The organism is Corynebacterium pilosum DSM 20521 = CIP 103422 (genome assembly GCF_000373805.1).
Lineage (GTDB): Bacteria > Actinomycetota > Actinomycetes > Mycobacteriales > Mycobacteriaceae > Corynebacterium > Corynebacterium pilosum.
Window position 1 is genome coordinate 20,763 of sequence record NZ_KB892447.1, and the last position, 24,581, is coordinate 45,343.

The window sequence follows — 24,581 nt, forward strand, 5'->3', positions numbered from 1 at the left end:
GGGGAATGCGGCCGGCGGTGCCCACCCCGGCGTCGAGAAGCACGGGCACGGTGGCGCGCGCACAGATCAGCTCGAGGTTGTGCGGGTTCAAGATGCCCAGCCCGGTGCCGATCGGCGAGCCCAGCGGCATCACCGCGTGCACGCCCACGTTTTCCAGGTGGGTGGCCACGATCGGGTCGTTGGATGTGTAGGCCAGGACGACGAAGTCTTCGGCGACGAGCTGCTCACACGCGTCGATCAGTTCGGTGGTGTCGGGCAGCAGGGTGTGGTCGTCGGCGATCACCTCCACCTTGATCCAGTTGGTGCCCAGCGCTTCGCGGGCCAGGCGGGCGGTGATCACGGCGTCGTGGGCGGTGTGGCAGCCGGCGGTGTTCGGCAGCGGGTCGATGTTCAGGCGGCGCAGCAGCTCGAAGATCGATTCGCCGCCGGTGCTGGTGGCCGCGGTGTAGCGGCGCATCGCCACGGTGGTCAACTGGGTGCCGCTGGCGCGCAGCGATTCTTCCAGCAGCGCATGGCTGCTGGCCCCGCCGGTGCCCATGATCAGGTGGGAGTCATAGGTGCGGTCTGCGATGGTGAGCACGTTTAGCCTCCTTGGACGGCGGTGAGGATGTCGACGCGGTCCTCGTCGGCAAGCGGGCGCGACCAGTCGCTGGCGGGCACGACCTGACCGTTAACGGCCACGGCGATGCCGGTCGAGCCGCCGGTGACTTCCGCGACGAGCGTGCCGACGTCCGCCGCGTCCGTCTGGTGGATCTGTCCGTTGAGGGTGATGTTCATACTGTCTCCTTAGGTGTGTCGTAGTGGGTCGCAGGCTGAGATGTCGAAGCCGGCCGCGCCACCGGTGCCCAGCCGCGCGCCGACCTCCCCGGCCAGCGCGGACAGCAGGATGCCGTGGCGGAAATAGCCGGTGCTGATAATCAGGTTCTCGCCGACGCGCCCCAGGTAGGGCAGGTCGTCGGGCGTGCCGGGGCGGGCGCCGACGGTCGCGTCGAGTAGCTCGCAGTCCTCCAGACCAGGCACGATGCGGATGGCATCGCGCAGCAGGGCGAAGACCCCGTCGACGGCGGGCAGCGTGCGCCCGTCTTCGCGCGAGGTCGCCCCCACGGCGATGGTGCCGTCAGTGCGCGGAATGATGTACACCGGCCGATCCTCCACGAAAGCGCGCACGACCCGGCCCACCGGCGCTTCCTGGCCGTCGGGGACGCACAGCCGCAGCATGTCGCCGCGCACCGGGCGCAGCTCCAGCCGGCACGGGGCAAGCTGTGCCGCGCCCAGCCCGTTGGCCAGGTACACGGTTGCTTGCTTGACGACGATGCCCTCGCCCGCCTGCACACGCACGCAGTGGGAGCCGTCCATGACAAGCGTGTCGACGGCCACCGGAAGATGGCGTACCCCGCGGTCGAGGAGCAGGTCAAAGAGGCTGCGCGTATACATCCGCGGGTTGATCTGGTGATCGGTGGGAATCTCCACCGCCCCGGCGATGCGCGGGTGCAGGCCGGGCTCGAGGCGGCGGGCCTGGCGCACCGTCAACCGGTTTACCTCCATGCCGTGGGCGTGCTGATGCTGGGTCAAGTCGGTGAGGTGGTGGGCGTCGGCGCGGTCGGCACCCACGACGAAGGTGGGCTCGGTCCGATACCCCAGCGGGCCCGCGCCGGCGGCGGTGAGGCGGCGAATCAGGTCCGGGAAGATGCGCCCGGCCTCCACCATCAGCGGGTAGAGCGGTTCCTGCTTGTACTGCACTTCCGCGATCGGGGCGAGCATGCCGCCGGCCGCCCAGGTGGCCCCGCTGATCGGGTCCGGATCAATGATCGTCACCGCCGCGGGGTCCACGCCGGCGTCGACAAGCTCGAAGGCGGTGGTCAGGCCGATGATGCCCGCCCCGACGATCACATGTTCAGCCACGAGGCCCCATCCCCTCTACGATGCGACGCGCCACCGCCTCCGGGTCGGCCGCGCTGCCGATCTCCCGGACCACCGCCACCCCCGCAACCCCGGTGGCGGCAAGGGCGGGGACGTCGTCGACACGCACATCGCCGATCGCCACCACAGGTACCTCTGAATCCCGCACCAGCGCCGGGTAGCCCTCCACACCAAGGGGCGGGCGGCCGGAATCCTTCGTCGGGGTGGGCCGAAACGGGCCGGCACCCACATAATCAATCACACCCGCATAGGCGTTAGCGGCGCGCACCAACTCGAGCGTGCCCGTGGTCAACCCAATGATCGCCTCCGGGCCCAGCACCGCGCGCGCCAACCGCGGGTCCAGATCATCCTGCCCAATATGAACGCCATGAATATGGTGGGTGGGCATGAGCGCTGCGGCAACATCCACGCGGTCGTCGATAAGCACACGCGTGGCGGGATTCGCGGCACACACGGCATCGGCCACCGACGCCGCCAGGTCCGTCAGATCGCGCGCCGAGATCGGCTTGCTGCGCACCTGCACCACCCCTGCACCCCCACGGGCGGCGGCAGCGGCGACTTCGGCGGCGCGCGCCGGGTCCGCAGTGATGACGTAGCAGCGCAGGTCAAGGGGCGGTTTAGCGCTCATGGGCGGCCCTTTCGTCGGGGGTGGCGGTCCAGGCGCGGTCGGCCTGGGCGAAAAAGTCCAGTTCGTAGCGCGATGCGATGCGGCAAGCGCGGGCGGCCTCGTCGGCAAGCGAAGGATCAGCGGCCAGCGTGGCTTCGACCCGGTGCAGGGCCGCGGTGGTCGCCTCGGTGAAATCATCGCCGGCGTACGTGGCCAGCCAGCCGTGGTAGGGGTGGTCGGGGTGGTTGGCCTCGGCCAGGCGCACGCCGACCTCGGCGTAGAGCCAGTAGCACGGCAGCACCGCGGCCTGCCCCACCGCGGCGGGCTGGCTGTGGACGCTGGCCAGCAGGAAGTCGGTGTACGCCTGCGTGACGGTCGAGGGTTGGGCGGGCGGTTCGTCGGCAAGCCAGGTGCGTTGCATGAGTTGCTCGTCGGCGATCGCCCCGCGCGCGTCCTCCGCCCAGGCCCCGCCCAGCGCAGTGAGCGCGGCGGCGTACCTGACCAGGTAGGGGGCGTCTTGTCCCAGGTAGAAGCGGAAATCCTCGGCGGGCAGGGTGCCGTCGGCAAGGTCGCGGATGAACGGCAGCGCCAGAATATCGGTCATCCACGGCGCGGCAACCTCCCACAGGGCCTCGGTGTGCGGGCCGACGGGGGCGATCCGCGCGCGAGCCGGTTCGCTTGTCGACGACCACGTGGTGCTTGCCCGGGCCACTTCTTGCAGGCGGCGGGCCGTGTGTGAGTGGGTCGACGGGCCCGTTACCCTTGCCGATCTGCAGGGCGTCGGCGGCGCGAATGGATTCGTGGAGCCAGCGGGTGGCCCAGCGCACGGCGTCTACGGGGCCGTGTCCCCAGGCCAGGCGGGTGGCGATCGCCGAGGACAGCGAGCAGCCCGTGCCGTGTGTGTTGCGCGTGTCCACCCGCGGCACCGCGATGCGGGTAACCTCGCCAGCCGGGGTGACCACGGCATTATCGGCTTGGGGTCCCTGCAGGTGCCCGCCCTTGGCCACCACCACGGCCCCAGTGTTCGCCGCAAGGATGCGGGCCTGTTCGATGGCGGCGTCCATGGTGGTGGCGGGGTGATCGTCGATAAGCACCGCAAGTTCCGGCAGGTTCGGGGTGAGCACGTCGGCGTGTTGCGCCAGGGCAATGAGTGCGGCGGTGGCATCGTCGGCAAGCAAGTGATCGCCAAACGACGCCACCATCACCGGATCGAGGATCACCGGGCACTCGCGCGTGGCGACGAGCTCCGCGACCAGCTCCGCGATCTCCGCCGAACCCAGCATGCCGATCTTGATCGCGTCCACCGCCACGTCATCGAAGACGGCGTCCAGCTGGGAGCGCAAAAACTCCAGCGGCGGGGTGTGGATCTCGCGGACCCCGCACGTGTTCTGCGCCACCAGCGAGGTGACCACGCTATAGGGGAAGCCGCCGGCGGTGGTGATCGCCTTGATATCGGCCTGGATGCCGGCCCCTCCGGTGGGGTCGGTGCCGGCGATGGACAGAACGCGCGGAATGCTGGCGCGCGCAGGGCAATGATGCACATGTTGCATGGGACAATCCCTTCGCTAGTACTAACTAGAATCAGGTTCAACGGGTGTAATCTCAGCGCCTCGCGTTGTGCGAGGGGCACCCCGTGCCGTTAGGAAGTGACGCTAATATACGGCGTCGCCCGCGCGGGCGCTTTTCGACGAATTCTTCTGCCCCACCCCCGCACCGCACCCTAGTGATGCAAAACACACCGGCGTGGCGATGGCTTTTCACCTCAAAAGTGATTACACTCCCAAAACATGACAGTTTCCTCAAGTTTCACGGATCTCGAGAACATTGCCGACACCTCCACCACCGCCGGCAAAATCGCGGACCTGAAAAAGCGCCGCGCGGAAGCCCACCGGCCCATGGGCGCGAAAGCCATTGAGAAAGTCCACGACAAAGGCAAGCTCACCGCCCGCGAGCGCCTCGACTACCTGCTCGACGAGGGGTCCTTCGTCGAAACGGATCAGCTGGCACGCCACCGTACGCACGACTTCAACATGCAGGCCAAGCGCCCGGTGACCGACGGCATCGTCACCGGCTGGGGCACCATCGACGGCCGCGAGGTGTGCATCTTCTCCCAGGACGGCACCGTCTTCGGCGGCGCGCTCGGCGAAGTCTACGGCGAGAAGATGGTCAAGATCATGGAGCTGGCCATCACCACCGGCCGCCCGCTGATCGGCCTGTACGAAGGCGCCGGCGCGCGTATTCAGGACGGCGCGGTGTCGCTGGACTGGATCGCCCAGACCTTCTACCAGAACATCAAGGCCTCCGGGGTCGTGCCGCAGATCTCCGTGATCATGGGCGCCTGCGCCGGCGGCAACGCGTACTCGCCTGCGCTGACCGACTTCGTGGTGATGGTGGACCAGAAGTCCAAGATGTTCGTCACCGGCCCTGACGTGATCAAGACCGTCACCGGCGAAGAAATCACCCAGGAAGAGCTCGGCGGCGCGATGACGCACATGACCACCGCCGGCAACTGCCACTATGTTGCGCAGAACGACGAGGACGCCCTCGACTACGTGGCCGACCTGGTCGGCTTCCTGCCCTCCAATAACCGCGCGAAGGCACCCCTGGAGCAGCACTCCAAGGACGAGGGCGCGGTCGAGGAGAACATCACCGCCGACGACCTGGCACTGGACGAGATCATCCCCGACTCCCCCACCCAGCCCTATGACGTGCGCGAGGTCATCGAGAAGCTGACCGACGACGGCGAATACCTCGAGATCATGGAGCAGCGCGCCGAGAACGTCGTTATCGCGTTCGGCCGCATCGAGGGCCAGTCCGTCGGCTTCGTCGCCAACCAGCCCAGCGTCTACGCCGGCTGCCTGGACATCGACTCCTCGGAGAAGGCCGCCCGCTTCGTGCGCACCTGCGACGCCTTCAACATCCCGATCGTCATGCTTGTCGACGTCCCCGGCTTCCTGCCTGGTGCCGGCCAAGAATACGGCGGCATCCTTCGTCGTGGAGCGAAACTGCTCTACGCCTACGGTGAGGCGACCGTGCCGAAGATTACCGTGACCATGCGCAAGGCCTACGGCGGCGCGTACTGCGTGATGGGCTCAAAGGGCCTGGGCGCCGACGTGAACCTGGCGTGGCCGACCGCCCAGATCGCCGTCATGGGTGCCGCCGGCGCCGTCGGATTCATCTACCGCAAGGAGCTGGCCGAGGCGCGCGAGAAGGGCCTCGACGTCGACGAGCTGGCCAAGAGCTTCGAGCGCGAGTACGAGGACTTCATGCTCAACCCGTACCTCGCCGCCGAGCGCGGGCTAATCGACGCCGTGATCCTGCCTTCGGAGACCCGCGGCGTGATCGCACGCAACCTGCGCCTGTACGCGGACAAGAACGTCACCCGCCCGGCGCGCAAGCACGGCAACATCCCGCTCTAATCCCGCACAACCGGGGCGGATTCTTTGTAGGCTCTACGCATGGAGACGCCCCTAAAGTTCCCTCCGCGTGCCTGGATGCGCATCGGCTTCGCCATGTTCAGCCTGGGCTTCGGCGCGAACCTCTTCGTGCCGATGCTGCAGGTCTACCGTGAGCAGCACGGCAGCCCGGAGTCCACGCTGACCGCCATGATGGGCGTGTATGCGGTGGGCTTGATCCCGGCGCTGCTCTTTTTCGGGGCGCGGTCCGATTCGCTCGGGCGGCGCCCCATTCTGCTGCCCGGGCTGATGATCTCCGTGGTCGGGTCGGTGATCCTGGCATTGGGCGCGCTGGGGTGGTCGTGGCCGTTGTTTGTTGGGCGCATCATCATTGGTGTCGCCGTGGGGATGGGGATGGCTTCGGGCTCGGCGTGGATTAAGGAACTGTCGGCGGGCAATGCGGCGGCCGGCCCGCGCCGGGCGACGATCGCGGTGTCCGCAGGTTTCGGTCTGGGCCCCGCGTTTTCGGGCCTGGTCGCCCAGTTCGCCCCTGCCCCGGAGCTCACGCCCTACGTGGTCCACATTGTCTTAGCCTGCCTCGCCCTTATATTGGCGTGGCGGGTTCCGGAAACGCAGACCTCGGGTGAGGGGCCGCACCAAGTGTTTCCGCCGATCGTCGGCACGCGCCGGTTCTTCTGGACGATCGCCGCCTGGGCGCCCTGGACCTTCGGCGTGGCCACCACCGCCTTCACCGCCACCCCCAGCAACGTGCCTGTCGCGCTGAGCTGGCCCACCGCCTTCCTCGGCCTGCTCGCCGGCACCGGCATGGCCGCGGGCGTGCTGATCCAGCCGCTGGCCACGCGCGTCAGCGCAGGTGGTACGCGTCCGCTGGCGGTGCTGGGATTAAGCATCGCGATCCTCGGGCTCATCGTGAGCATCGCGGCAGCGCTCACGGCTTCGGCGTGGGTGATGTGGCTGGCCGCCGCGGTGATGGGCGGTTCCTACGGCATCATGATGGTCGGCGGGCTGATCGAGGCGGAGAAGATTGCGCCGCCCGGCCAGTTCGGCGCGGTCGTCGGCATCTTCTATTCGCTGGCCTATGTCGGCTTCTTCATCCCGTTCATGATCTCGCTGGCCGTGTCCGCCCTGTCCGCCACCACCGGTCTTGCCGGGCCGCACGCCTACGCGTGGGTGCTGGGCGCCGGCATCCTGGTGTGCTTGGTCTCGATCCGCCCGGTCGCGCGCGTTTCCCAGCACGGCGCTTAGCGACGATTACTCCTCCTCGCCCGCTTCCACCGTGGCCAGGGCCGCATAGATGAGGTGCTGGGAGGCCTCCGCCTCGTATTCCATCACGCGGTGTTCCTGGGAGCGCTTCAGGTGCACCGCCCGCGCCTTCTCCCCCAGCCCGTCGAGGTATTCGTCGTAAGTGACTTCGCTCCACAGCAAGTAGAGCTCGCACGAAGGCTTCTCGCGCACGGTGCGCGCCAGCGCCTTGTTCGTCACGCTGACTGAGACCACGGCTTCGTCAGTGCCTAGTGTGTTGACCAAGTTCTTCACGCCCTGCAGCGGGTCGAGCGTGACCAGCTTGGCCAGTGGCAGCGGGCGGGGCGAGTACACGGTGAACTTTTCCCCGGCGGCAAGGCACGCGGCGGGGATGGTGATCTTTTCGCGGAATTCGGCGGGTTCGGCGCCCTCGTAGATTACGCGGGTGCGCAGGGTTTCGGGTACGACGACGAAGGTGAGTTCGTAGCCGGAGTCGCTGGTGACGGTCTCTACGCGCGAGGTCTCCGTGGAGGAGAAGCGCTTCTGGCCGCCCTCAATTCCGATGGGCTTGGCCTTGGTGCCCGCCAGCACATAGCTGAATGGCGACAGCGCGCCCGTGATGTCGATGAAGCGGAAGTCAGTCCCCTTCGGGCCCTCATTCTTGGCGCGCATGTGCAGGCCCTCGGCGATCGACAGGAATCGCGTATCGACGACATCATCCCCGCTGTAGAGCACCACCTTGTAGCGGCCCACCCAGGCCTCGTCGTAAGCATCGGCTGGAAAGACCTCGTAGAGCCCGCCTTGTTCCAGCTCGGCTTCGTGCACTAGTTCCTGCTCGCCGCCCAGCGGGGCGTAGGTGAGCTCGAGGAACCATTGGCCCGCGCCGAAGATGTTGATATTCGGGGAGGTGGTGTACACCGGTTCGCGGTCCTCGGTCTCGGCGTTCGGCAGCGTGGTCACCGAAAAGTCCCACTCATACACCGGGTGTCCGGCCACGGCGACCTCGATCGGTTCCCCACCCGGCACGTGCACGGTCAGTCCCTCCACGCCGTGGGCATCCACGCTTATCGACGACCACCCCGCCCACGGCCCCACCGGATGCTCATGGGTTGCCGCAGCGCCGTCCACCGTGGTGCCCTTCGGTGCCAACAGTGTGTAGTTCAGCTGCAGGATCCCACCGGCCGGGTCAACGCTGCGTTCCCCGTCATGGAGCAGAAGGAAGGGGTAATCGTCGTTAAGCCCGCGGAACGTGACGGGGCCGTGATGCACCTCCTCGCCGTCGCGCAACGCCACGGAAATGCCGGTGAATGCGGCGGGGATCCCCACGCGCACGGGGTAGTCGTCGCCGGTGGGCGCGGGGTACGTGCGCGTCCGGGTGGAGCCGTCCGCGAATGTCTGCTCGACGGTCCAGGTCGGCTCGCTCAGGCCGTGGTCGGCGGCCAAGGTGGGTAGGACGACGTCGACGAGGTGCGTGTCGGCGTGTAGCAGCAGGTACGGGTCACGATCCAAAATTCCAGCGTCAATCACTTGGAACATCGTAGAGCAACGCGCCGGGAAGTGTTAGCCCGGCGGGTTATCGGCGCCTCGTCGTTAAGCGCGGACCCCTCCGGCGACCAGACCATTGCGGATCGCGCGGTACGTGCGCAGACCCAGCCAGAGCCACGCCACGACCGCGCAGCCGGACAGAATCGCCGGGACCGGCTGGCCCAGCAGCGCATTCGACGCTGTGGCCGCCCCGAACGCGGCCAGGTTGAGCACGACATCATAAACCGGCGCGATGAACAGCCGATTGATCACGTGCAGGCCCGCGATGATCAACCCGCAGGCGAAGGTGATGGACAAAAGAACAGTAACAAGCACCACTCAATGGTACGCGCCGGTGCGGAGCGCTGAAGCGAACCTAAGCTAGCGGAATTACGGCATTGACTCCCAGCATTGCCACGAGAGTTACTAACGGGACAACCACCGTCACAACGAAAATATCTTTATACGCCAAGCGGTGGGTCATGCCACAGACGATAAGCATGGTCAAAATTGCGCCGTTGTGCGGGAACGAGTCAAAGCTCACAGACGCCATTGCAGTAACTCGGTGCATCAGTTCAGGACTGATTTCTTGTTCAGCGGCGAGTTGCGCTAGTTGAGTACCCAAGGTTTCCATCGTAATACTGAGACCGCCTGACGACGATCCCGTAATTCCTGAGATCACCGCGGTGGACACCGTGGAAATTACTAAAGCGTTATCGCTGATCCCAAACATGGAGTTCTTCACCGTTGCAAAAACTGCCAGCGAGGCGACAACAGCGCCGTATCCAACCTCACTAGCTGTTGTGAAACACGGCAGAATCGCGTTCTTCGCGCCTTCAGACAAATCTGCGATGGACTCCCTAAAGCGTCGCGGATTCGTGGCCACAATGACAAGTACACCGACCGATAGAGCCACAACCGGCGACCACACGCCGATCACACCATCAATGGAGGTTGCCCCATACTTCTCTTCTGCAAGGTAATCCGCATCCAGTAGGTCGGCGACCACATAGACCATAAGGAAATTAGTGATGATGACCACGGCGATGGGCAACAGGCCGAGCAGGCCTTGAATCTTTACGTTTGGCTCAACAGCCGTATCTACTGTCCCCTCGGCTTTGAAAGTTTCACCACCGATGTCAGCTTCTGTCTCCCCCATCGCTGCTCCACTGTCCCGGGGGAGCTCGATGATATTGCCCTCAGCGTCAATCGGGTCGAAACGTTCGCCTTTGCGATGCAGAGCTCTCACCCTAAATTCCAGCCACGCCATCCCCAACACCAGCATGATTGCTGCTGCGACCACACCAAAGATAGGGGCCGCATACACGTTTGTGCCGAAGTAACTCGTCGGAATAGCATTGTGGATCTGCGGAGAGCCTGGCAGGGAGGCAAGCGCGAACGTGATGGTGCCAAAAGCAATCGCGGCTGGCATCAGCCGTTTAGGGATGTCGGCTTCTTGAAACAACGCTGTTGCGATGGGAACAATGGTGAAAGCCACGACCCACGCGGACACGCCGCCGTAAGTCAGCAAGGCGGTAGCGATTACCGTCGATAGCAACGCTCGTTTCGGGCCGAAAAGTGCAGTAATCCCACGTGCGAGATAGCGAGCCAATCCGGTGGATGTCATCAGGTAGCCGAAAATAGCGCCAAGAAGAAACAGTGGGAAATATTTAACAACAAAGTTCCCCAGAGCCGGCATGAAGACTTGCGTATAGGTTCCCAGCAATGGAGCACCCGACGCAAGTGCAGCGATTAATGCGGCAAGAGGAGCCACGACGACAACTGAATGACCTCTATACGCAAAAATCACGAGGAAAAGTAGGGAAACCACCACCCCTATAAATGCGATGACCACGTTGTTTACCTTCCATTTTCATTTATTACTTCTTGATTTGTCACACTGTTCTAGACCTTTTACGCAGATCCACACTTTCGACGAGTGCTGAATGAGTATCCTTGGGTCTATGTCCACCAGTTCTCGTCCAGGAGTATCTGCCACCAAGCAGCGGATCCTTGAATGCTCACGGGAACTCTTTAGCCAAGAGTCCTACGCAAAGGTTTCGCTCAAAGACATTGCTGTCGCCGCAGATGTCAGCGTCGCATTGATCGTGAAACACTTCGGAAGTAAAGGTGCTCTATTCGTAGAGACGCTAGATTTCTCTGTCTCCGCGCAGAACCTTTTTTCCGGTGAATTTTCTGATCTTGGCCGAACTGCCGTTGCCGAGACTTTAGATGCGCCGCATAACGCGCCTTATTCAATGGCACGAACCATTTCCATTGCTAGTGGAGATCAAGAAAGTCTCACTGCGATTGGGCAGCAGATCCGCAGCGATCTGCATACGCTGCTTGCGCAACGAATCCGCGATGAGGCACCTTTCTCGGATCCTTCTCCGGAACTTCGCGCGCATGCAGGTATTTCGTTATTGATTGGGCTTTCTTTTATGCGACGCCTCGACCCAGAGATGCTGGCATCTTTCAGCGCTGAATCCTTACTCGATTTTTACGGAGCAAAGTTTCAGCGCATTGTCGATGGTGAGCCAAATTAGTTCCGCACTTCGTTGATGATGGCGGAGAAGTCCAGCCCACCATTGCCTGCTTCGACAAACTGCTCATATTGCTGTGCAGCAATCACCCCCAGCGGAGTCTCCGTTCCTGTTTCGGCAGCGGAGTTCATCGCCAGTTTGAGGTCCTTGAGCATCAGTGCTGCGGAAAAACCTGGTCTGAACTCATTGTTCGCTGGGCTGTCCGGAACCACGCCAGGAACAGGTGCGTTGACAGACAGCGCCCAAGAGTTTCCCGTAGCATTCGAGACGACATCGAAAAAGGCTTGGTGATCCAGCCCAAGGCGCTCGCCCATGACAATGGCCTCTGCTAAAACGATCTGGTGCACGGCCAGAATCATGTTGTTACACGCCTTAACGGCCTGACCGGTGCCGACCTCGCCGCAGTGGGTGACTGAACGGCCCATCACATCTAGAAGCGGTTTTGCTCGATCAAACGCTTCAACATCACCCCCGACCATGAATGCAAGAGTCCCAGCTTTAGATCCCGTCACACCACCAGAGACAGGCGCGTCAATGAATGCAGAACCGGCTTTTTCTACCTCTTCAGCCAAGTCTCGCGCTTCTGATACAGCAATGGTGGAGCTGTCGATGACTAAACCTGGAATCTCCCCGTTTTCTCGGAGAATCTCTTCGTGGGTCTGTTTGACTAGCCCGCCGTTGGGCAACATCGTGATTAAGATGTCGGCACCTGCACTGGCATCAGCCGCAGTTGAGCAAGTAGTGATTCCAGCTTCTCGTGCTGCGACAATTGCTTGGTCCACAACGTCGAACCCGCGTACTGCATAGCCGGCATCTACTAAGTTTGCGGCCATTGGGCCGCCCATATTTCCGAGACCAACAAAAGCTACAGTCGTCATTGTCATTCCTCTCGTTATTGGCGGCCTGAGGCGTTAAAGCCCAGGCCGGGGGTTCATCTTTTAGTTCATCACAGGCATCGTGAACTGCGGACCTGCATCAGAGTCATCAGGCCAACGTGACGTCACGGTTTTAGTCTTTGTGTAGAAGCGGAAAGAATCGGGGCCGTGCTGATTGAGGTCTCCAAAACCAGATCGCTTCCAGCCGCCAAAAGTGTGGTAGGCGATCGGAACAGGAATCGCCACGTTTACACCAACCATGCCAACTTCTATATTCTTCACAAATTCACGAGCCGCCCCGCCATTCTGAGTAAAGATTGCGACGCCGTTGCCGTATTCGTGATCATTCACCAAAGTGATCGCTTCCTCGAGGGTGTCCACACGCACCATGGTCAGCACCGGGCCAAAGATTTCTTGGGTGTAGATGTCCATGTCACGGGTCGCGTGGTCAAAGAAAGTAGGACCAGAGTAGAAGCCATCGGACAGCGATTCACCGTCATAAGAAGCTTCCGACATGTCGATGTCGCGTCCATCAAGGACTAGGTCTGCACCGGCATCGATGCCACTTTGGATCAGGGAATGAACACGTTCCCTCGCCTCACCAGTGACAAGAGGGCCGTAGTCAGCTTGTGGGTCCAAGCTATGGCCAACTGTGAGTTCTTTCGCTTTCCGAGTTACTGCTTCGCGGAGTTTATCCGCGGTTTTCTGGCCAACAGGCACCGCGACGGAGAGCGCCATGCAACGCTCACCGGCAGACCCAAAAGCTGCACCGACGATGGCGTCCGCGGTGGCTTCGATATCTGCGTCTGGTAGCACGATCGCGTGGTTCTTGGCACCACCGAAACATTGAGCACGTTTCCCTGTCGATGCGCACTGTTCGTAGATGTACTGAGCAATCGGGGTCGAGCCAACAAAGCCAACTGCTTTAATTACCGGAGACTGCAATATCGCATCTACAGCTTCTTTGTCGCCGTGCACTACGTTAAAGACACCAGCTGGGCCGCCTGCTTCGAGGAACAGCTCTGCCAAGCGCACTGGCACGGAAGGATCTCGCTCCGACGGCTTAAGCACAAACGCATTTCCTGCCGCGAGTGCTGGCCCCGCCTTCCATAGCGGGATCATCGCTGGGAAATTAAACGGAGTGATCCCCGCAACCACCCCTAGAGGCTGGCGCAATGAGTAGGTATCGATGCCAGTTCCGACCTCTGTGGAGTATTCGCCTTTGAGCTGATGCGGGGCGCCCAATGAAAATTCGAGTACGTCGACACCTCGGGAGATATCCCCCTTTGCATCCGCGAAGGTCTTCCCGTGCTCTAGCGACAGGGTGCGTGCCAGCTCGTCCGCGTTATCATGGATGAGTTGGATCCACTTCATAATGATGCGAATACGCTTCTGTGGGTTATACGCAGCCCAGGCAGGTTGTGCCTTTCGGGCCGACTCAATGACTGCGTTAACATCCTCGGTATTTGCCAGACGGACTTCTGCCTGTGTCGCTCCCGTGGAGGGATTGAGCACTGCTTGGGTTTCATTGGACGTGCCTTCCCAGGATGCGCCGTCCAGGAAGTGATTAATAGTGGCCATGATGATCTCCTATCTCGGAATAAACCTCGGTTAGGTATTTCTGCAACACCCTCAGGATCGCAGTAATCCAGATCACATTGCAATGACTCCTTTGATCTAAAACACAATTCACCCCCTCCGTTTCCTAAATGAAAATTATCTACCTGCATCAGCTCCACCAGGGCAAGAACATCCTGCGGGTAAATGGCATTCACCCTGCCCACATGCGCGACACTTAACTAAGCTTTCCAGCAATCTCTTTCGCGCCCACCCGACTATCGAGGAGACAGACCAGATGAGTACTCGCAGCCACTGGGAAGCTGACATCTTGTTGAATGACGGTAGCGTTGCAACAATCCGCCCCGTCACCCCCGACGATAAGAACGAATTGGTCGCGTTCTATTCGCGAGTATCTGACCAGTCGAAGTACTTTCGTTTCTTCTCCGCTCACCCAGAGCTTTCCGACGAAGATCTTGCTGACTGGCTTGACGTCGATGGGCACGACAAGGTCACTTTGGTCGCCGAAGAAGCCGGTGACATTATCGCTGTAGCTAGCTATTCATTAATCCCTGCGCTGCTACCGTCGCGAGTAGGAGAGGTGTCTTTCCTCGTCCAAGATAAGGAACAAGGTCGCGGTGTGGGGATTCTTCTGTTGGAACACTTGGCCGAGGTGGGCCGTGAGCGTGGAATCGACAGATTTACGGCAGAAATGCTCACTCAAAATCGCCAAATGAAGTGGGTCTTCGTCTCCGCAGGTTATCAAGTGAATCCGCAGTTGGAGGATGGTTTCATCACGGTTGATTTTCCCATTGCCCCTAGTAGTTCATCCGCTCGCGAAATGGAGCGGCGCGAGCTTCGTTCAGAATCGAATTCAATCCGTCGACTAGTCACTCCGAAAGTCATTGCGGTAGCCGGTCACTCAGCATTGGCTTCAGCAGCTTTTAAAAACAATGACTTTGCAGGTAGCATTCATACGCTCCGGGGAGACAACCCCCGTGAACGATTATCGGCCTTAGAAAAAATCGCTGGGCCTGTGAACCTCGTCGTTTCTGATTATGATTCAGAGCTTTTCGACGACCTCGTCAGTGTCGCCAAAAGTAAAGGCGCCAACGGGGTGCTGTTTGCCACTGACGGCCGTTATCGAGATCTCACCCCAGCTGAATCGCGAGCTATCGTCTCCACAGTGCGTGACGCAGGGATGCGGATGCTCGGGCCGTCGTCTTTAGGGTTCATCAATACCCATCCCGGAGTACGCGTCAACCTCTCTCCTCATGTGATGCCCAGGTACGGCCGCATCGGGATTTTTGCTCAAACTGCTGGTGTGGCAACGCTCATGCTTTCACGTGCTGTTGAGCGCAAGATCGGGCTCAGCACTTTCATCTCTACTGGCCCTTTTTCCGACATCACAGTCAATGACACGTTGCAGTTCTGGAGCGTTGACGATGCCACAGATGTTTGTTTGCTCTCGATTGATTCCATCGGTAATCCGCGAAAGTTTTTCCGTATCCTGCGGCGTCTCTCAGGAGAGAAACATGTCATCATCTTCATGCCTTCGCGGGCAATGCGCTTTTCTCAGCACTACGCTGATCCATCGCTGCATACGGCCTCGCCGACTGCACTGGATGAAGTCATTCAGCATGCTGGCGCCATTGTTGTGAATCGGCGCGAGACTATGTTCGATGTTGCGCAAATCCTCGCCCGCCAGCCGGAGCCGACAAGCGATACCGTCGCTATCATTTCGAACTCTCCAGGACTAACCCAGCAGATGGAGCAGTCCGCACAGCGCTTCGGACTTCGCGGGGTCATCTACGAAGCGCTTGACGACGATTCCCTACCCGCCATCATGAATGCCGTTCACGCAGCTTTAGATGATCCGAAGATCGGGGCTGTTGTGGTGACTGCTGTCGAACTCGGTAATGCCCTTAACGAAATACACGAGGCCCTTGCGTTAACGGCTCGGGAGACCACTGTTCCTCTAGCCGCCAGCTTTGTTGGCTTTGATATCCCTACTTCTCACGCCGCTGGGACAGAAGCACGCGGAGAATTGCCCATTTATGACACCTACGCCGAAGCCCTAGAAGCTCTGTCGTTGGTGTGGAAGGCGATTGCTCGTCGACAAGCGAATGCTGCCACTGACTGTTTAGAGGGAGACGATCCTGCCCCAGCAGATCATTCCGATTCGATAGCTTCTGCGCGTGAGATCATCGAAGGCATTGTTGCTGACGCTCCCCAAGGTCGTTGGGCAACCGATGATGAATGTGCCCAAATCTTGGCGTGTTACGGCATCACGCTTCTGCCGTGGAGAGCTGCAAGCAGCATGGAGCAAGCCTGCTCAGCAGGTGAAGAGCTGGGGTGGGATGTTGTTCTGAAGTGTGTAAATCCCAAAGTCCGAGCCCGGACTGAACTCCCAGTTGTCATTCGGCACATCCGTAACGGTCGCGAGATGCAAGAGGCCTGGGAGCAATTATCGTCGACAAGCAAAGAATTGGGCTTAGGTCCAGACCCCTCCGCCCTAGACCCTGTGGTGCAGAAAAATGTTCCGTCGGGGACATCTCTGACTGTCCGCGCATTCGAAGACCGCGCGATTGGGCCTCTGATGTCAGTGGGGATCACGGGGATCGCTTCCGAAATGCTGGGGGATCTGACCTGGCGCACTCCCCCACTCACTCGTGCTCAGGCGTCAGAAATGCTGGATGGTTTGAAAGCTGCGGAGCTGCTCAATGGTTATCGCGGTGTCACCGGCGTGGACAAGGCCGCGGTATGCGACGTCCTTGTTGCTTTGAGTGCGCTTAACGACGATAACCCCGCCATTGCAGAAGTGGAACTGTCACCGCTAATCGCGGGGAGTCATCATACCGAGGTGGTTGGAGCGAAAATGCGGATTGCTCCTCTCCCAACGAACCGTGACCCGCTGGCCCGAACTATCTCTTAGGAGGAAAAGCCATGGCCCCGATCTTGTTTTGGGACGCCGCGCTCAATGAATATCACTTTGGCCCACAACACCCCATGCGGCCCAATCGTTTGAAGCACGCGATGGCGCTAATCCACCATTTTGGTATCGATCAGTCTGTGGAGATGCGTAGCCATGGTGTCGTTGATCCTGAGCTGGTGGCGGCTGTGCACTCTAGGGAATACATGGATGCGCTGCAGCGCAATGAGGTGGCGCTAGATTTTGGGATTGGCACTGTAGACCATCCACTACGCCCTGATTTGGCCGCCACATCCGCGCTTATTTCTTCCACCACCGTGGAAGCAGCCCGCCTGGTCTGGGAGGGCGAGACCCATCGAGCCGTAAATTTGGCTGGCGGGCACCACCATGCTTTTCCATCTCAACAATCAGGGTTTTGTGTCTTCAATGATGCAGCGATTGCCATCACTTGGTTACTCGAGCAGGGCGCGAAGCGCGTTGCATATGTCGATTTTGATGCGCACCACGGCGATGGAGTGGAGGCGATTTTTTGGGACGACCCCCGCGTCCTTACCATTTCCGTCCATGAGTCCGGCATCTATCTTTTCCCTAATACTGGATTTGCTCATGAGATTGGTGGCCCAAACGCCCTGGGAACAGCAGTGAATGTGGCCTTACCACCTGAGGTCACAGACGTAGAGTGGCTGGATGCAATACACGGAATTGTGCCTCAGGTTTTGCGGAGTTTTAAACCTGAGATAGTCATTAGCCAGCACGGTTCCGATCCCCACGCCCGAGACCCGCTAAGCCACCTGAATATCTCCGTCGATGCGGAAAAGGTTGCGTTAGATTCGCTTGCACGTTGGGTTGATAAGTACGGTTCAGGTAAATGGGTAGCCTTGGGCGGCGGCGGATATGATCCAGATTCCGTTGCTAGGATTTGGACACAAGTAGTGGCAACTGTCGCTGATATTGATCTCGGCCTTTCAGAACGTATGCCCGACGATTGGGACGACACCATCGGTGTAGCGGGGTCATCCACATTTGGCGACGCCGGTGCCGACGCTTCACTTGCGAACTACCAAGCCGGGAAGATGACAGTTACGGCCCCCGACATAGCGCTACAAGCTACATCGAAGGCCGTTTTCCCCTATTGGGGTTTAAATCCCTATGGGTAGGATTTAACGCGGTGGCATCCGCAATGCACCGTCGAGGCGGATCGTTTCACCGTTGAGATAGGTGTTTTCAGCAATCGCCTCAACGAGCTGCGCGAACTCCGCTGGCCGCGCCATTCGCTTAGGGAAAATCACGTTGGCCTCGAGCTCCGTCCGGTATTCTTCGCTGATCCCAGCCATCATGGGCGTTTCGACGATGCCAGGGGCCACAGCATTCACCCGGATACCCAAACTGCCCAAGTCGCGAGCGGCCGTAATGGTCAGCGAATGAATCGCTCCCTTCGATGCCGCATATGCCGATTGGCCTACTTGGCCTTCAAATGCAGCCACCGACGCAGTCATGACAACGAGACCGCGCTCGCCACTGTCGAGTGGCTCGAGCTGGGCCATGTGCCCCGCCGCTTCCGTGAGGACATGGAAAGTACCCATCACGTTGACATTCATGGTGGTGGCAAACACATCCGGCGAGTGTGTTCCCTTTCTGCCGACAATACGCATCGAAGGGCAAATTCCTGCGCATGCAACGACGATGCGCAACTCTCCAAGCTCTGCTGCTTCTGCGACTGCCTCCGCTACTTGGCCCGAATCGGTGACGTCGACCGCGCGGTAGGTGATCCCTTCCTCAGCAGTACCTTCCTCCCGGGCTCGATCGATGCTGCCCTGCAGATCAAAAACGACGACGGTAGCTCCACGGTTCTTCAATGCGGTAGCTGTAGCAGCGCCGAGGCCTGAGGCTCCGCCTGTCACGATGGCAACTGGGTTTGTTTCAAAAAGTGTCATAACGATGTCCTTCAAATATGTGCAAGTTAATTAAGTACAAATGTCACGTGGGCGCAGTCGTTTAAACGAATGCAGATTGACCGGTAACGGCACGACCAACGATGAGCGAATTAACCTCATAAGTTCCCTCATAGGTAAACAGCACTTCCGCATCCGCCATGAGTTTGGACGCCTCAAAGTCTGTAAGAATGCCATTTCCACCGAGAACACCGCGGCCTGCAGCCGCAGACTCTCGCGCCAGTCTGGTTGTTGTCGATTTTGCCAAAGCGGCGTGCACCATCTCCATACGGCCTTCTTCCTGCAGACGCGCGATCTGGCACATGAGGCCGAGAGATGCTGTCGCGTTACCCAAGATGCGTGAAAGAGGTTCCTGCACTAGTTGGAATTTCGCAATCTTGCGGCCAAACTGGTCTCGAGTGACCGCGTAGGCACGTGCCGCATCGAAAATGGCAAGCTGAACGCCAGCACCCTGCCAACCCACCCAGGCCCGAGAATTCTTCAGAAAAAGGTTTGTGGCTTTGAACGATGCTGCGCCAGGAATCAGGCTGTCTTCTGGGATGAGCACATTGTCGAAGATGAGGTTAGCGTTTTGCATAATACGCAGGCCCATCTTGCGGCTGATTTTCTCCTTGGTTACACCCTCGCGATCCAGCTCGACTAAGAAGCCTTTGATTTCGTTGTCTTCGACATCGCGAGCAAAAAGAATGCAGAAATCTGCGAAGGTACCCGCGCCGATCCAGCGTTTATCGCCATTAATGACCCATCCATCAGGAGTCTTTTCAGCGGTGGTAGAAAGTCCTCCCGCGATGTCGGAACCGTGGTCTGCCTCTGTGAGGCCGAAGCAGCCGACCTTGGTGAAATTGCTCAGGCCGTCGAGCCACGTGTCTTTTTGCTTTTGAGACCCCAACTCATGGATAAGCTCGACGATTAACTCATTGTGGATACCCACGAGGGCAGAAAGTGACACGTCGGCGCGCGTGACCTCCGCGTACACCAGACCATTAAAAAGTTTTGTATGCCCTGACAAGGCAATGTTGCCCAGGCCGTGTTCCGCCAGTTTCGGCAGGAGGTCAAAGGGAAGCTCTTCACGGTCCCAATACTCACCAACATGGGGTCGAATTTCGGTCCGCAGAAATTCACGAACCTCGAGAAATTCCTCCCTCTCAACTGGATCGAGCTGATCGACCATCTCAAGAATGTCCGCGTTTGGGAAGGTGATGTCGCTCAGTATGTCTTGGTTGGTCATCTGTGGGGTAATCATAGACGCGCCTTTCTCAGCTATTCCTTGCTCGCGATCTCTGCACCGCAGCACCTGTACGATTTAATGACCAAGTGTACTGCTCGTGACCTAGAACACAATAGGTTTCGCCAAAAGTTAAGCGCTAGAATGCCATTCACCCCCTTCCCATCCCCACGGAGACCCCATGCTTACCCCGCGACAAGAATCACTACTACTCAAAATCCGCTCCGACTTCCTTGAGCATGGCTTCTCCGGCTTCACTATCGACGGCGCAACGCGCACCTACCGCTGCTCTAAAGCCACCCTGTATGCGCTTGGCGCAACGCGCGACGATGTCGTAAAACGTGCGATCGTGTCATATTTTCGCGAAATCACTCAGCACACCGATGAGGCGCTTGCCTCCGGGACGGGACCAACAGATGCGATCAGACGATACTTTGACGCTATTGCACAATCCACGGCCATCGCCTCCGCCACCTTCTGGCGCGACATGGCTGCTGAGGAAGTTTCACGCGAAATCTACTCCACTAACACGCAGGCCGCGGCAGTTAAATTGGCTCGCACGATTGAGGTTGGCGTTCGTGAAGGAGAGTTCCGCGGCCTTGACCCCCAGTTCACCGCCTCCATGGTCAGCACGGCTCTCGAAGCAATTCAACAGCAACGGACCCCAGCCTCAACCCCTACCCCCGAGGCGTACAGAGAGCTCGGAAAGATGCTCCTAACTGGCATTTCCCTTCCTCCAATCCAGCCTTAGTAGAACGGCATTCACCCCAGCGGTGCCCGAACTTTCCCAAGATGCTCGCATTTTCACCGTCACTCCATTTAGCATCGAACCCACAATGAGATACACATCACACTCTTTTCGAGATGGGTCTCAAGCCACTAGAAAAGTCACGCCCACGACTATGGAGGACCACAATGAGCACACAAAGTTCGGGAATTACCTATGACCTCCCCACAGCAAACACCACCAAATTCCAGGAAGCCCGCCAGTTCCTGGTCGAGCACAGCGATGACTACGACACCGCCAAGGCTGAATTCGAATGGCCTCGTTTCGACACGTTCAACTGGGCCTTAGAATGGTTTGACTATCTGGGCGCCTCACCTGAATCACGTGACCGCGAGGCTTTGGTAATTAGCGAAGTCGATGGAACTCGTACCTCGCGGACCTTTGCCGAGATGTCACGTCGATCCGCTCAGTTGGCAAACTGGTTGGAAAGCATCGGAGTTCAGCGCGGCCAGCGTGTCATGCTCATGCTGAACAACCAAGTTGAGCTTTGGGAATCCATGCTGGCCTGTATTAAGGGCGGATTTGTGTTGAATCCAGCAACAGCAATGCTCGGCGAGGAGGATCTACAAGACCGTACCTCACGTGCAGAGATTTCTTGGGTCATTGCTAACTCCGAGGATGCCGCCAAGTTTGATGGCGTCACCGGTGATTTCACCGTTATCCAAATCGACGAGCACGGCACTCCCGCGCAAAGCGCACACCCTACCCAGTACTATTCTGACTCCTTCGATGCCGACGAGGTCTACGTAGCGAAACAGGAAACTCAGGCAGATGAGACGCTGCTCATGTACTTCACATCGGGCACCACTTCACGCGCCAAATTGGTCGTGCATACGCATACTTCATATCCAGTAGGCCATCTGACCACCATGTACTGGATCGGGCTTAACGCGGATGATGTTCACCTGAATGTGGCGGCTCCAGGCTGGGCGAAGCACGCGTGGTCGAACTTCTTTGCACCGTGGATTGCTTGGGCCACAATCTTTGTGTACAACTACTCGCGTTTCGTTGCCACCGATTTGATGGACAATATGGAGCGAGAAGGCGTGACAAGCTTTTGCGCGCCGCCAACCGTGTGGCGCATGTTGGCTCGTGCAGATCTCGACCACATCAAGACTCCACCCACGAAGATTCTTTCCGCGGGCGAGCCGCTTAACCCAGAAATGATTGCGCTGGTGGAAAAGCATTGGGGAACGACGGTTCGCGACGGGTACGGCCAGACTGAACTGACCTTGGCAATCGCCAACACCCCTGGCCAAGAGGTGAAGCCAGGTGCTGTCGGTCGAGCCTTACCGGGCCAGAACATTGTTCTGATCGATCCAGTCACAGAACAGCCAGCGGCCGAGGGAGAAATCTGCCTGAAGCTAGACAACAATCCAGTGGGCCTCACTCCTGGCTACTACCGGGAGGACGAGAAGAACGCAGAGACGTTCCGCGACGGCCTCTATCACACCGGCGATATCGCCTCAATGGATGAAGAAGGCTATATCACTTACGTAGGACGCAACGACGATGTGTTCAAGGCCTCCGATTATCGGCTGTCCCCATTCGAGTTGGAGTCTGCTGTCATCGAGCACCCTCATGTCGCTGAGGTGGCGGTGGTCCCATCACCAGACCCAGTACGCCTTGCTGTTCCCAAAGCCTACGTTGCCCTAGTAGCAGGGGTAGAGCCATCGGATGAAGTAGCGGAAGATATCCTGCGCCATTGCCGCAACGCCTTGGCACCGTATAAGCGCATCCGCCGCCTGGAGTTTTACGAGCTGCCGAAGACAATCTCGGGCAAAATCCGTCGTGTTGATCTGCGCAAACGCGAGCAGGAGATTCACGCAGCCGACGAGGGCGCCACCAAGGCAGAAAATGAATACGCAGACACTGATTTTCCATCCCTGAAGGGTTAGTAGCCCCGTGATAGAGAGGTTGCATGGCTCCTAGCTGTGCAACCTCTTCTGCATTTTCTTAGAAAGGTTCCTTATGAATGACACAATTCTCCGGGGGAAGACGGTCGTTAGCATCGCCCCCAATTTGCCTGGCCCCGCAGCAGCACGTGAGCTTCGTATGCTCGGCGCACGCGTCATCAAGGTTGAATCCCCTGCCGGTGATCCGATGCAGTCTTACAGTCCGGAGTTTTATCAGTGGCTCAACGAGGGGCAGGAGATTATCACTATCGATTTGCGTGCCGGTCTCGGCCGCCTGCATCAGCTTCTCGACGATGCGGACGTTCTTATTACCTCATCACGCACCGACTCATTGAAAAGGCTCGGGCTCAGCCCTGACGAGGTTCATGCTAGGCATCAGCACATAGGTTATGTGGCTATCGTAGGCCACAATGGCGACGAGGCAAATATTCCGGGACATGACCTGACATATCAGGCGGAAGCTTCAGCATTGGTCCCAGGCGTACTTCCCCGGCAGCTCGTAGCTGATTTCGCGGGTGCTCAACGAGCCACTTCCTTTGCTCTTGCGGCGATTTATCACAACGCTCACACCGGACAGGGCTCCTTCTTCGAAGTCTCTCTGGCAGAGCGCGCTGCGTGGACAAATACCGCATACCGATTTGGTCTGACTGGTCCCTCCGGGATACTCGGCGGCAACTCGGCTTACTACGGCATGTATCAAGCAGCAGACAGCACGTGGATCGCCGTCGCCTGCCTAGAGCCGAAGTTTTCAACGGCCCTACGCGAGCACGTAGGCATTTCACCCACCGCGTCCGAGGCCGAACAAAAACAGAGCCTCGCAGACTTCTTTGCCGCTCATCCAGGTTCTTATTGGGATCATTGGGCCCTGAATCATGATCTCCCCATCGTCGCACTTCGGTGATGTTGAATCATCCAGTCGACAACAGCCCGTTGCTGTGAAGACTTATTAGATCTTCACGGCAGCGGGCTATTCGTCGTTAAGCGATTACTGATCACGGAAATCAGGGGTTCGCTTTTCCGCAAAGGCCGTCATGCCCTCCTTCTGATCCGCGGAGGCGAACACAGAGTGGAAGACCCGGCGCTCGTACATCACGCCTTGCTGGAGAGTCGTATCAAACGCTGCGTTGACAACTTCTTTATTCATCTGCAGTGCTACACGAGATTTTGAGGCTATCGTCTCAGCAACCTTGGTCACTTCGTTGAGGAGGTCTCCTGCTGGCACAACGCGCGAGACGAGGCCGGCTCTTTCAGCTTCCTCGGCACCCATGTGTCGTCCCGTAAGACACATTTCCATGGCTTTCGCTTTACCGACGGCGCGAGTCAACCGCTGGGATCCTCCCATGCCTGGGAGCACGCCAAGGTTTACTTCGGGTTGGCCAAACTTCGCTGTATCGGAAGCAATGATGAAGTCGCACATCATAGCCAGCTCACACCCACCGCCTAGAGCAAAGCCTGACACGGCAGCGATGACGGGAATTCGGACCCGAGTTAAACCGTCCCACCCGGCGAACCAGTCCGCGTTGTACATTTCGGTGGCGGTCTTGTTGGCCATTTCTTTGATATCGGCGCCTGCAGCGAATGCTTTTTCAGATCCGGTGATGACGATGCATTTCACGTCTGGATCGTTGTCATAGGATTGTGCTGCGTCGACGACTTCGCGCATTGTTTGATCATTGAGCGCGTTGAGTGCTTTCGGGCGGTTAAGGGTGATGTACCCGACGTTGTTGCGTGTTTCTAGAAGGATGTTCTCAGGCATGGTTTCTCCTTTTATGAGTTAATGCGCGTTTGGAAGTCGCGCAGGTGAGGGTCAGTAAGTTGAACCGTCACGGTTTTGTTGCCACCGTTAGATTGGCTGAGCCACCCTCTCAGGTGACTCGGTGATTGTAGCGTGCCCGGCCCAGTAGGTCTCCTCGTGCTCCGCGGGTGGGACCATCCCGAGGGTGGAGTGCAGTCGACGGGTGTTGTACCACTGCACCCACGACATGGTCGCCAGCTCCACGTCCACGATCGACTCCAAGCGCTCCGGGGTGAAGATCCGGGAGCCGATGCACTCGGTCTTGTACAGCCCGTTGATCGATTCCATCA

The 24,581-nt window shown here is 59.3% G+C and carries 20 protein-coding genes, 2 pseudogenes and 1 riboswitch; of the genes and pseudogenes, 8 read left to right on the plus strand and 14 right to left on the minus strand.

Going from position 1 to position 24,581, the window contains the following annotated elements; all coding sequences use genetic code 11:
• Positions 1-13: 13 nt before the first annotated feature.
• The 5 genes and pseudogenes from B097_RS0104765 to B097_RS13900 all read right to left on the minus strand — a co-directional run.
• Positions 14-580: pseudogene (locus B097_RS0104765) on the minus strand (thiamine biosynthesis protein ThiG); the annotation flags it as partial.
• A 2-nt stretch (positions 581-582) separates the two neighbouring features.
• Positions 583-777, minus strand: a complete 195-nt coding sequence (thiS, locus tag B097_RS0104770) for a sulfur carrier protein ThiS (protein WP_018581402.1) — start codon at positions 775-777, stop codon at positions 583-585.
• Between the two features lie 9 nt (positions 778-786).
• Positions 787-1,902, minus strand: coding sequence for a glycine oxidase ThiO (thiO, locus tag B097_RS0104775; protein WP_018581403.1), 1,116 nt, complete (start codon positions 1,900-1,902; stop codon positions 787-789).
• Positions 1,895-2,548 (minus strand): thiamine phosphate synthase, encoded by a 654-nt coding sequence (locus B097_RS0104780; RefSeq protein WP_018581404.1) that lies wholly within the window; start codon positions 2,546-2,548, stop codon positions 1,895-1,897. Before B097_RS0104780 ends, thiO begins: the two co-directional genes overlap by 8 nt.
• A pseudogene (locus tag B097_RS13900) lies at positions 2,538-4,050 on the minus strand (bifunctional hydroxymethylpyrimidine kinase/phosphomethylpyrimidine kinase); the annotation flags it as partial. The gene B097_RS0104780 and the pseudogene B097_RS13900, both read right to left, overlap by 11 nt.
• A 16-nt stretch (positions 4,051-4,066) precedes the next feature.
• Positions 4,067-4,171, minus strand: a riboswitch (TPP riboswitch).
• Between the two features lie 143 nt (positions 4,172-4,314).
• Between B097_RS13900 and B097_RS0104790 the strand changes: the two are divergent.
• Together B097_RS0104790 and B097_RS0104795 are read left to right on the plus strand one after the other, a co-directional pair.
• Positions 4,315-5,946 (plus strand): acyl-CoA carboxylase subunit beta, encoded by a 1,632-nt coding sequence (locus B097_RS0104790; RefSeq protein WP_018581407.1) that lies wholly within the window; start codon positions 4,315-4,317, stop codon positions 5,944-5,946.
• A gap of 39 nt (positions 5,947-5,985) precedes the next feature.
• Entirely contained in the window at positions 5,986-7,188 is a 1,203-nt protein-coding gene (locus B097_RS0104795; RefSeq protein ID WP_026254314.1) for an MFS transporter, read from the plus strand.
• 6 nt (positions 7,189-7,194) lie between these two features.
• Here the strand turns inward: B097_RS0104795 and B097_RS12515 are convergent, their stop codons facing one another.
• The 3 genes from B097_RS12515 to B097_RS0104810 form a co-directional block, all read right to left on the minus strand.
• Positions 7,195-8,712: a hypothetical protein gene (locus B097_RS12515; protein ID WP_147287118.1), complete on the minus strand. Its 1,518-nt coding sequence runs from the start codon at positions 8,710-8,712 to the stop codon at positions 7,195-7,197.
• Between the two features lie 63 nt (positions 8,713-8,775).
• Complete coding sequence (locus B097_RS0104805; protein ID WP_115324642.1) at positions 8,776-9,045, minus strand: hypothetical protein; 270 nt, start codon at positions 9,043-9,045, stop codon at positions 8,776-8,778.
• Positions 9,046-9,085: 40 nt separating this feature from the next.
• Positions 9,086-10,564: a GntP family permease gene (locus tag B097_RS0104810; RefSeq protein WP_018581411.1), complete on the minus strand. Its 1,479-nt coding sequence runs from the start codon at positions 10,562-10,564 to the stop codon at positions 9,086-9,088.
• 109 nt (positions 10,565-10,673) lie between these two features.
• On the opposite strand from B097_RS0104810, the gene B097_RS0104815 reads away from it, so the two are divergent.
• A complete protein-coding gene (locus tag B097_RS0104815) occupies positions 10,674-11,255 on the plus strand; it encodes a TetR/AcrR family transcriptional regulator (RefSeq protein ID WP_018581412.1) in 582 nt (193 codons plus the stop codon).
• Here the strand turns inward: B097_RS0104815 and mmsB are convergent.
• Both mmsB and B097_RS0104825 read right to left on the minus strand, forming a co-directional pair.
• A complete protein-coding gene (mmsB, locus tag B097_RS0104820; RefSeq protein ID WP_018581413.1) occupies positions 11,252-12,130 on the minus strand; it encodes a 3-hydroxyisobutyrate dehydrogenase in 879 nt (292 codons plus the stop codon). The two genes, B097_RS0104815 and mmsB, sit on opposite strands and share 4 nt — an antisense overlap.
• Before the next feature lie 60 nt (positions 12,131-12,190).
• A complete protein-coding gene (locus tag B097_RS0104825) occupies positions 12,191-13,708 on the minus strand; it encodes a CoA-acylating methylmalonate-semialdehyde dehydrogenase (RefSeq protein WP_018581414.1) in 1,518 nt (505 codons plus the stop codon).
• 274 nt (positions 13,709-13,982) lie between these two features.
• Between B097_RS0104825 and B097_RS0104830 the strand changes: the two genes are divergently transcribed.
• Positions 13,983-16,619: a GNAT family N-acetyltransferase gene (locus B097_RS0104830; protein WP_018581415.1), complete on the plus strand. Its 2,637-nt coding sequence runs from the start codon at positions 13,983-13,985 to the stop codon at positions 16,617-16,619.
• A gap of 11 nt (positions 16,620-16,630) precedes the next feature.
• Positions 16,631-17,773: an acetoin utilization protein AcuC gene (locus B097_RS0104835; protein WP_018581416.1), complete on the plus strand. Its 1,143-nt coding sequence runs from the start codon at positions 16,631-16,633 to the stop codon at positions 17,771-17,773.
• A 3-nt stretch (positions 17,774-17,776) separates the two neighbouring features.
• Here B097_RS0104835 and B097_RS0104840 read toward each other — a convergent pair whose 3' ends face one another.
• Positions 17,777-18,550 (minus strand): SDR family NAD(P)-dependent oxidoreductase, encoded by a 774-nt coding sequence (locus tag B097_RS0104840; RefSeq protein WP_018581417.1) that lies wholly within the window; start codon positions 18,548-18,550, stop codon positions 17,777-17,779.
• Positions 18,551-18,611: 61 nt separating this feature from the next.
• Positions 18,612-19,811 (minus strand): acyl-CoA dehydrogenase family protein, encoded by a 1,200-nt coding sequence (locus B097_RS0104845; protein WP_018581418.1) that lies wholly within the window; start codon positions 19,809-19,811, stop codon positions 18,612-18,614.
• Between the two features lie 163 nt (positions 19,812-19,974).
• On the opposite strand from B097_RS0104845, the gene B097_RS0104850 reads away from it, so the two are divergent.
• From B097_RS0104850 to B097_RS0104860, 3 genes are all read left to right on the plus strand, one after another.
• Positions 19,975-20,544, plus strand: a complete 570-nt coding sequence (locus B097_RS0104850; RefSeq protein ID WP_018581419.1) for a TetR/AcrR family transcriptional regulator — start codon at positions 19,975-19,977, stop codon at positions 20,542-20,544.
• Positions 20,545-20,708: 164 nt separating this feature from the next.
• Positions 20,709-22,478: an AMP-binding protein gene (locus B097_RS0104855; RefSeq protein WP_018581420.1), complete on the plus strand. Its 1,770-nt coding sequence runs from the start codon at positions 20,709-20,711 to the stop codon at positions 22,476-22,478.
• A 73-nt stretch (positions 22,479-22,551) separates the two neighbouring features.
• The gene (locus B097_RS0104860) at positions 22,552-23,397 is read left to right on the plus strand and encodes a CoA transferase (protein WP_018581421.1); all 846 of its coding nucleotides are present in this window, start codon (positions 22,552-22,554) and stop codon (positions 23,395-23,397) included.
• Between the two features lie 84 nt (positions 23,398-23,481).
• On the opposite strand, the gene B097_RS0104865 is transcribed toward B097_RS0104860, so the two are convergent.
• On the minus strand, positions 23,482-24,252 hold the full coding sequence (locus tag B097_RS0104865) for an enoyl-CoA hydratase (RefSeq protein WP_018581422.1): 771 nt from the start codon (positions 24,250-24,252) through the stop codon (positions 23,482-23,484).
• Between the two features lie 87 nt (positions 24,253-24,339).
• Positions 24,340-24,581, minus strand: a 242-nt coding sequence (locus tag B097_RS12520) for an integrase core domain-containing protein (protein WP_018581423.1), incomplete at its 5' end; no start/stop codon positions are given.

Coding starts and splice junctions, on each gene's coding strand:
- B097_RS0104825 (WP_018581414.1), bottom strand. CDS start 13,708: ATGGCCACTATTAATCACTTCCTGGACGGCGCATCCTGGGAAGGCACG.
- B097_RS0104795 (WP_026254314.1), top strand. CDS start 5,986: ATGGAGACGCCCCTAAAGTTCCCTCCGCGTGCCTGGATGCGCATCGGC.
- B097_RS0104850 (WP_018581419.1), top strand. CDS start 19,975: ATGCTTACCCCGCGACAAGAATCACTACTACTCAAAATCCGCTCCGAC.
- B097_RS0104790 (WP_018581407.1), top strand. CDS start 4,315: ATGACAGTTTCCTCAAGTTTCACGGATCTCGAGAACATTGCCGACACC.
- B097_RS0104860 (WP_018581421.1), top strand. CDS start 22,552: ATGAATGACACAATTCTCCGGGGGAAGACGGTCGTTAGCATCGCCCCC.
- B097_RS0104815 (WP_018581412.1), top strand. CDS start 10,674: ATGTCCACCAGTTCTCGTCCAGGAGTATCTGCCACCAAGCAGCGGATC.
- B097_RS0104830 (WP_018581415.1), top strand. CDS start 13,983: ATGAGTACTCGCAGCCACTGGGAAGCTGACATCTTGTTGAATGACGGT.
- thiS (WP_018581402.1), bottom strand. CDS start 777: ATGAACATCACCCTCAACGGACAGATCCACCAGACGGACGCGGCGGAC.
- B097_RS0104835 (WP_018581416.1), top strand. CDS start 16,631: ATGGCCCCGATCTTGTTTTGGGACGCCGCGCTCAATGAATATCACTTT.
- B097_RS0104840 (WP_018581417.1), bottom strand. CDS start 18,550: ATGACACTTTTTGAAACAAACCCAGTTGCCATCGTGACAGGCGGAGCC.
- mmsB (WP_018581413.1), bottom strand. CDS start 12,130: ATGACGACTGTAGCTTTTGTTGGTCTCGGAAATATGGGCGGCCCAATG.
- B097_RS0104865 (WP_018581422.1), bottom strand. CDS start 24,252: ATGCCTGAGAACATCCTTCTAGAAACACGCAACAACGTCGGGTACATC.
- B097_RS0104780 (WP_018581404.1), bottom strand. CDS start 2,548: ATGAGCGCTAAACCGCCCCTTGACCTGCGCTGCTACGTCATCACTGCG.
- B097_RS0104855 (WP_018581420.1), top strand. CDS start 20,709: ATGAGCACACAAAGTTCGGGAATTACCTATGACCTCCCCACAGCAAAC.
- B097_RS0104845 (WP_018581418.1), bottom strand. CDS start 19,811: ATGATTACCCCACAGATGACCAACCAAGACATACTGAGCGACATCACC.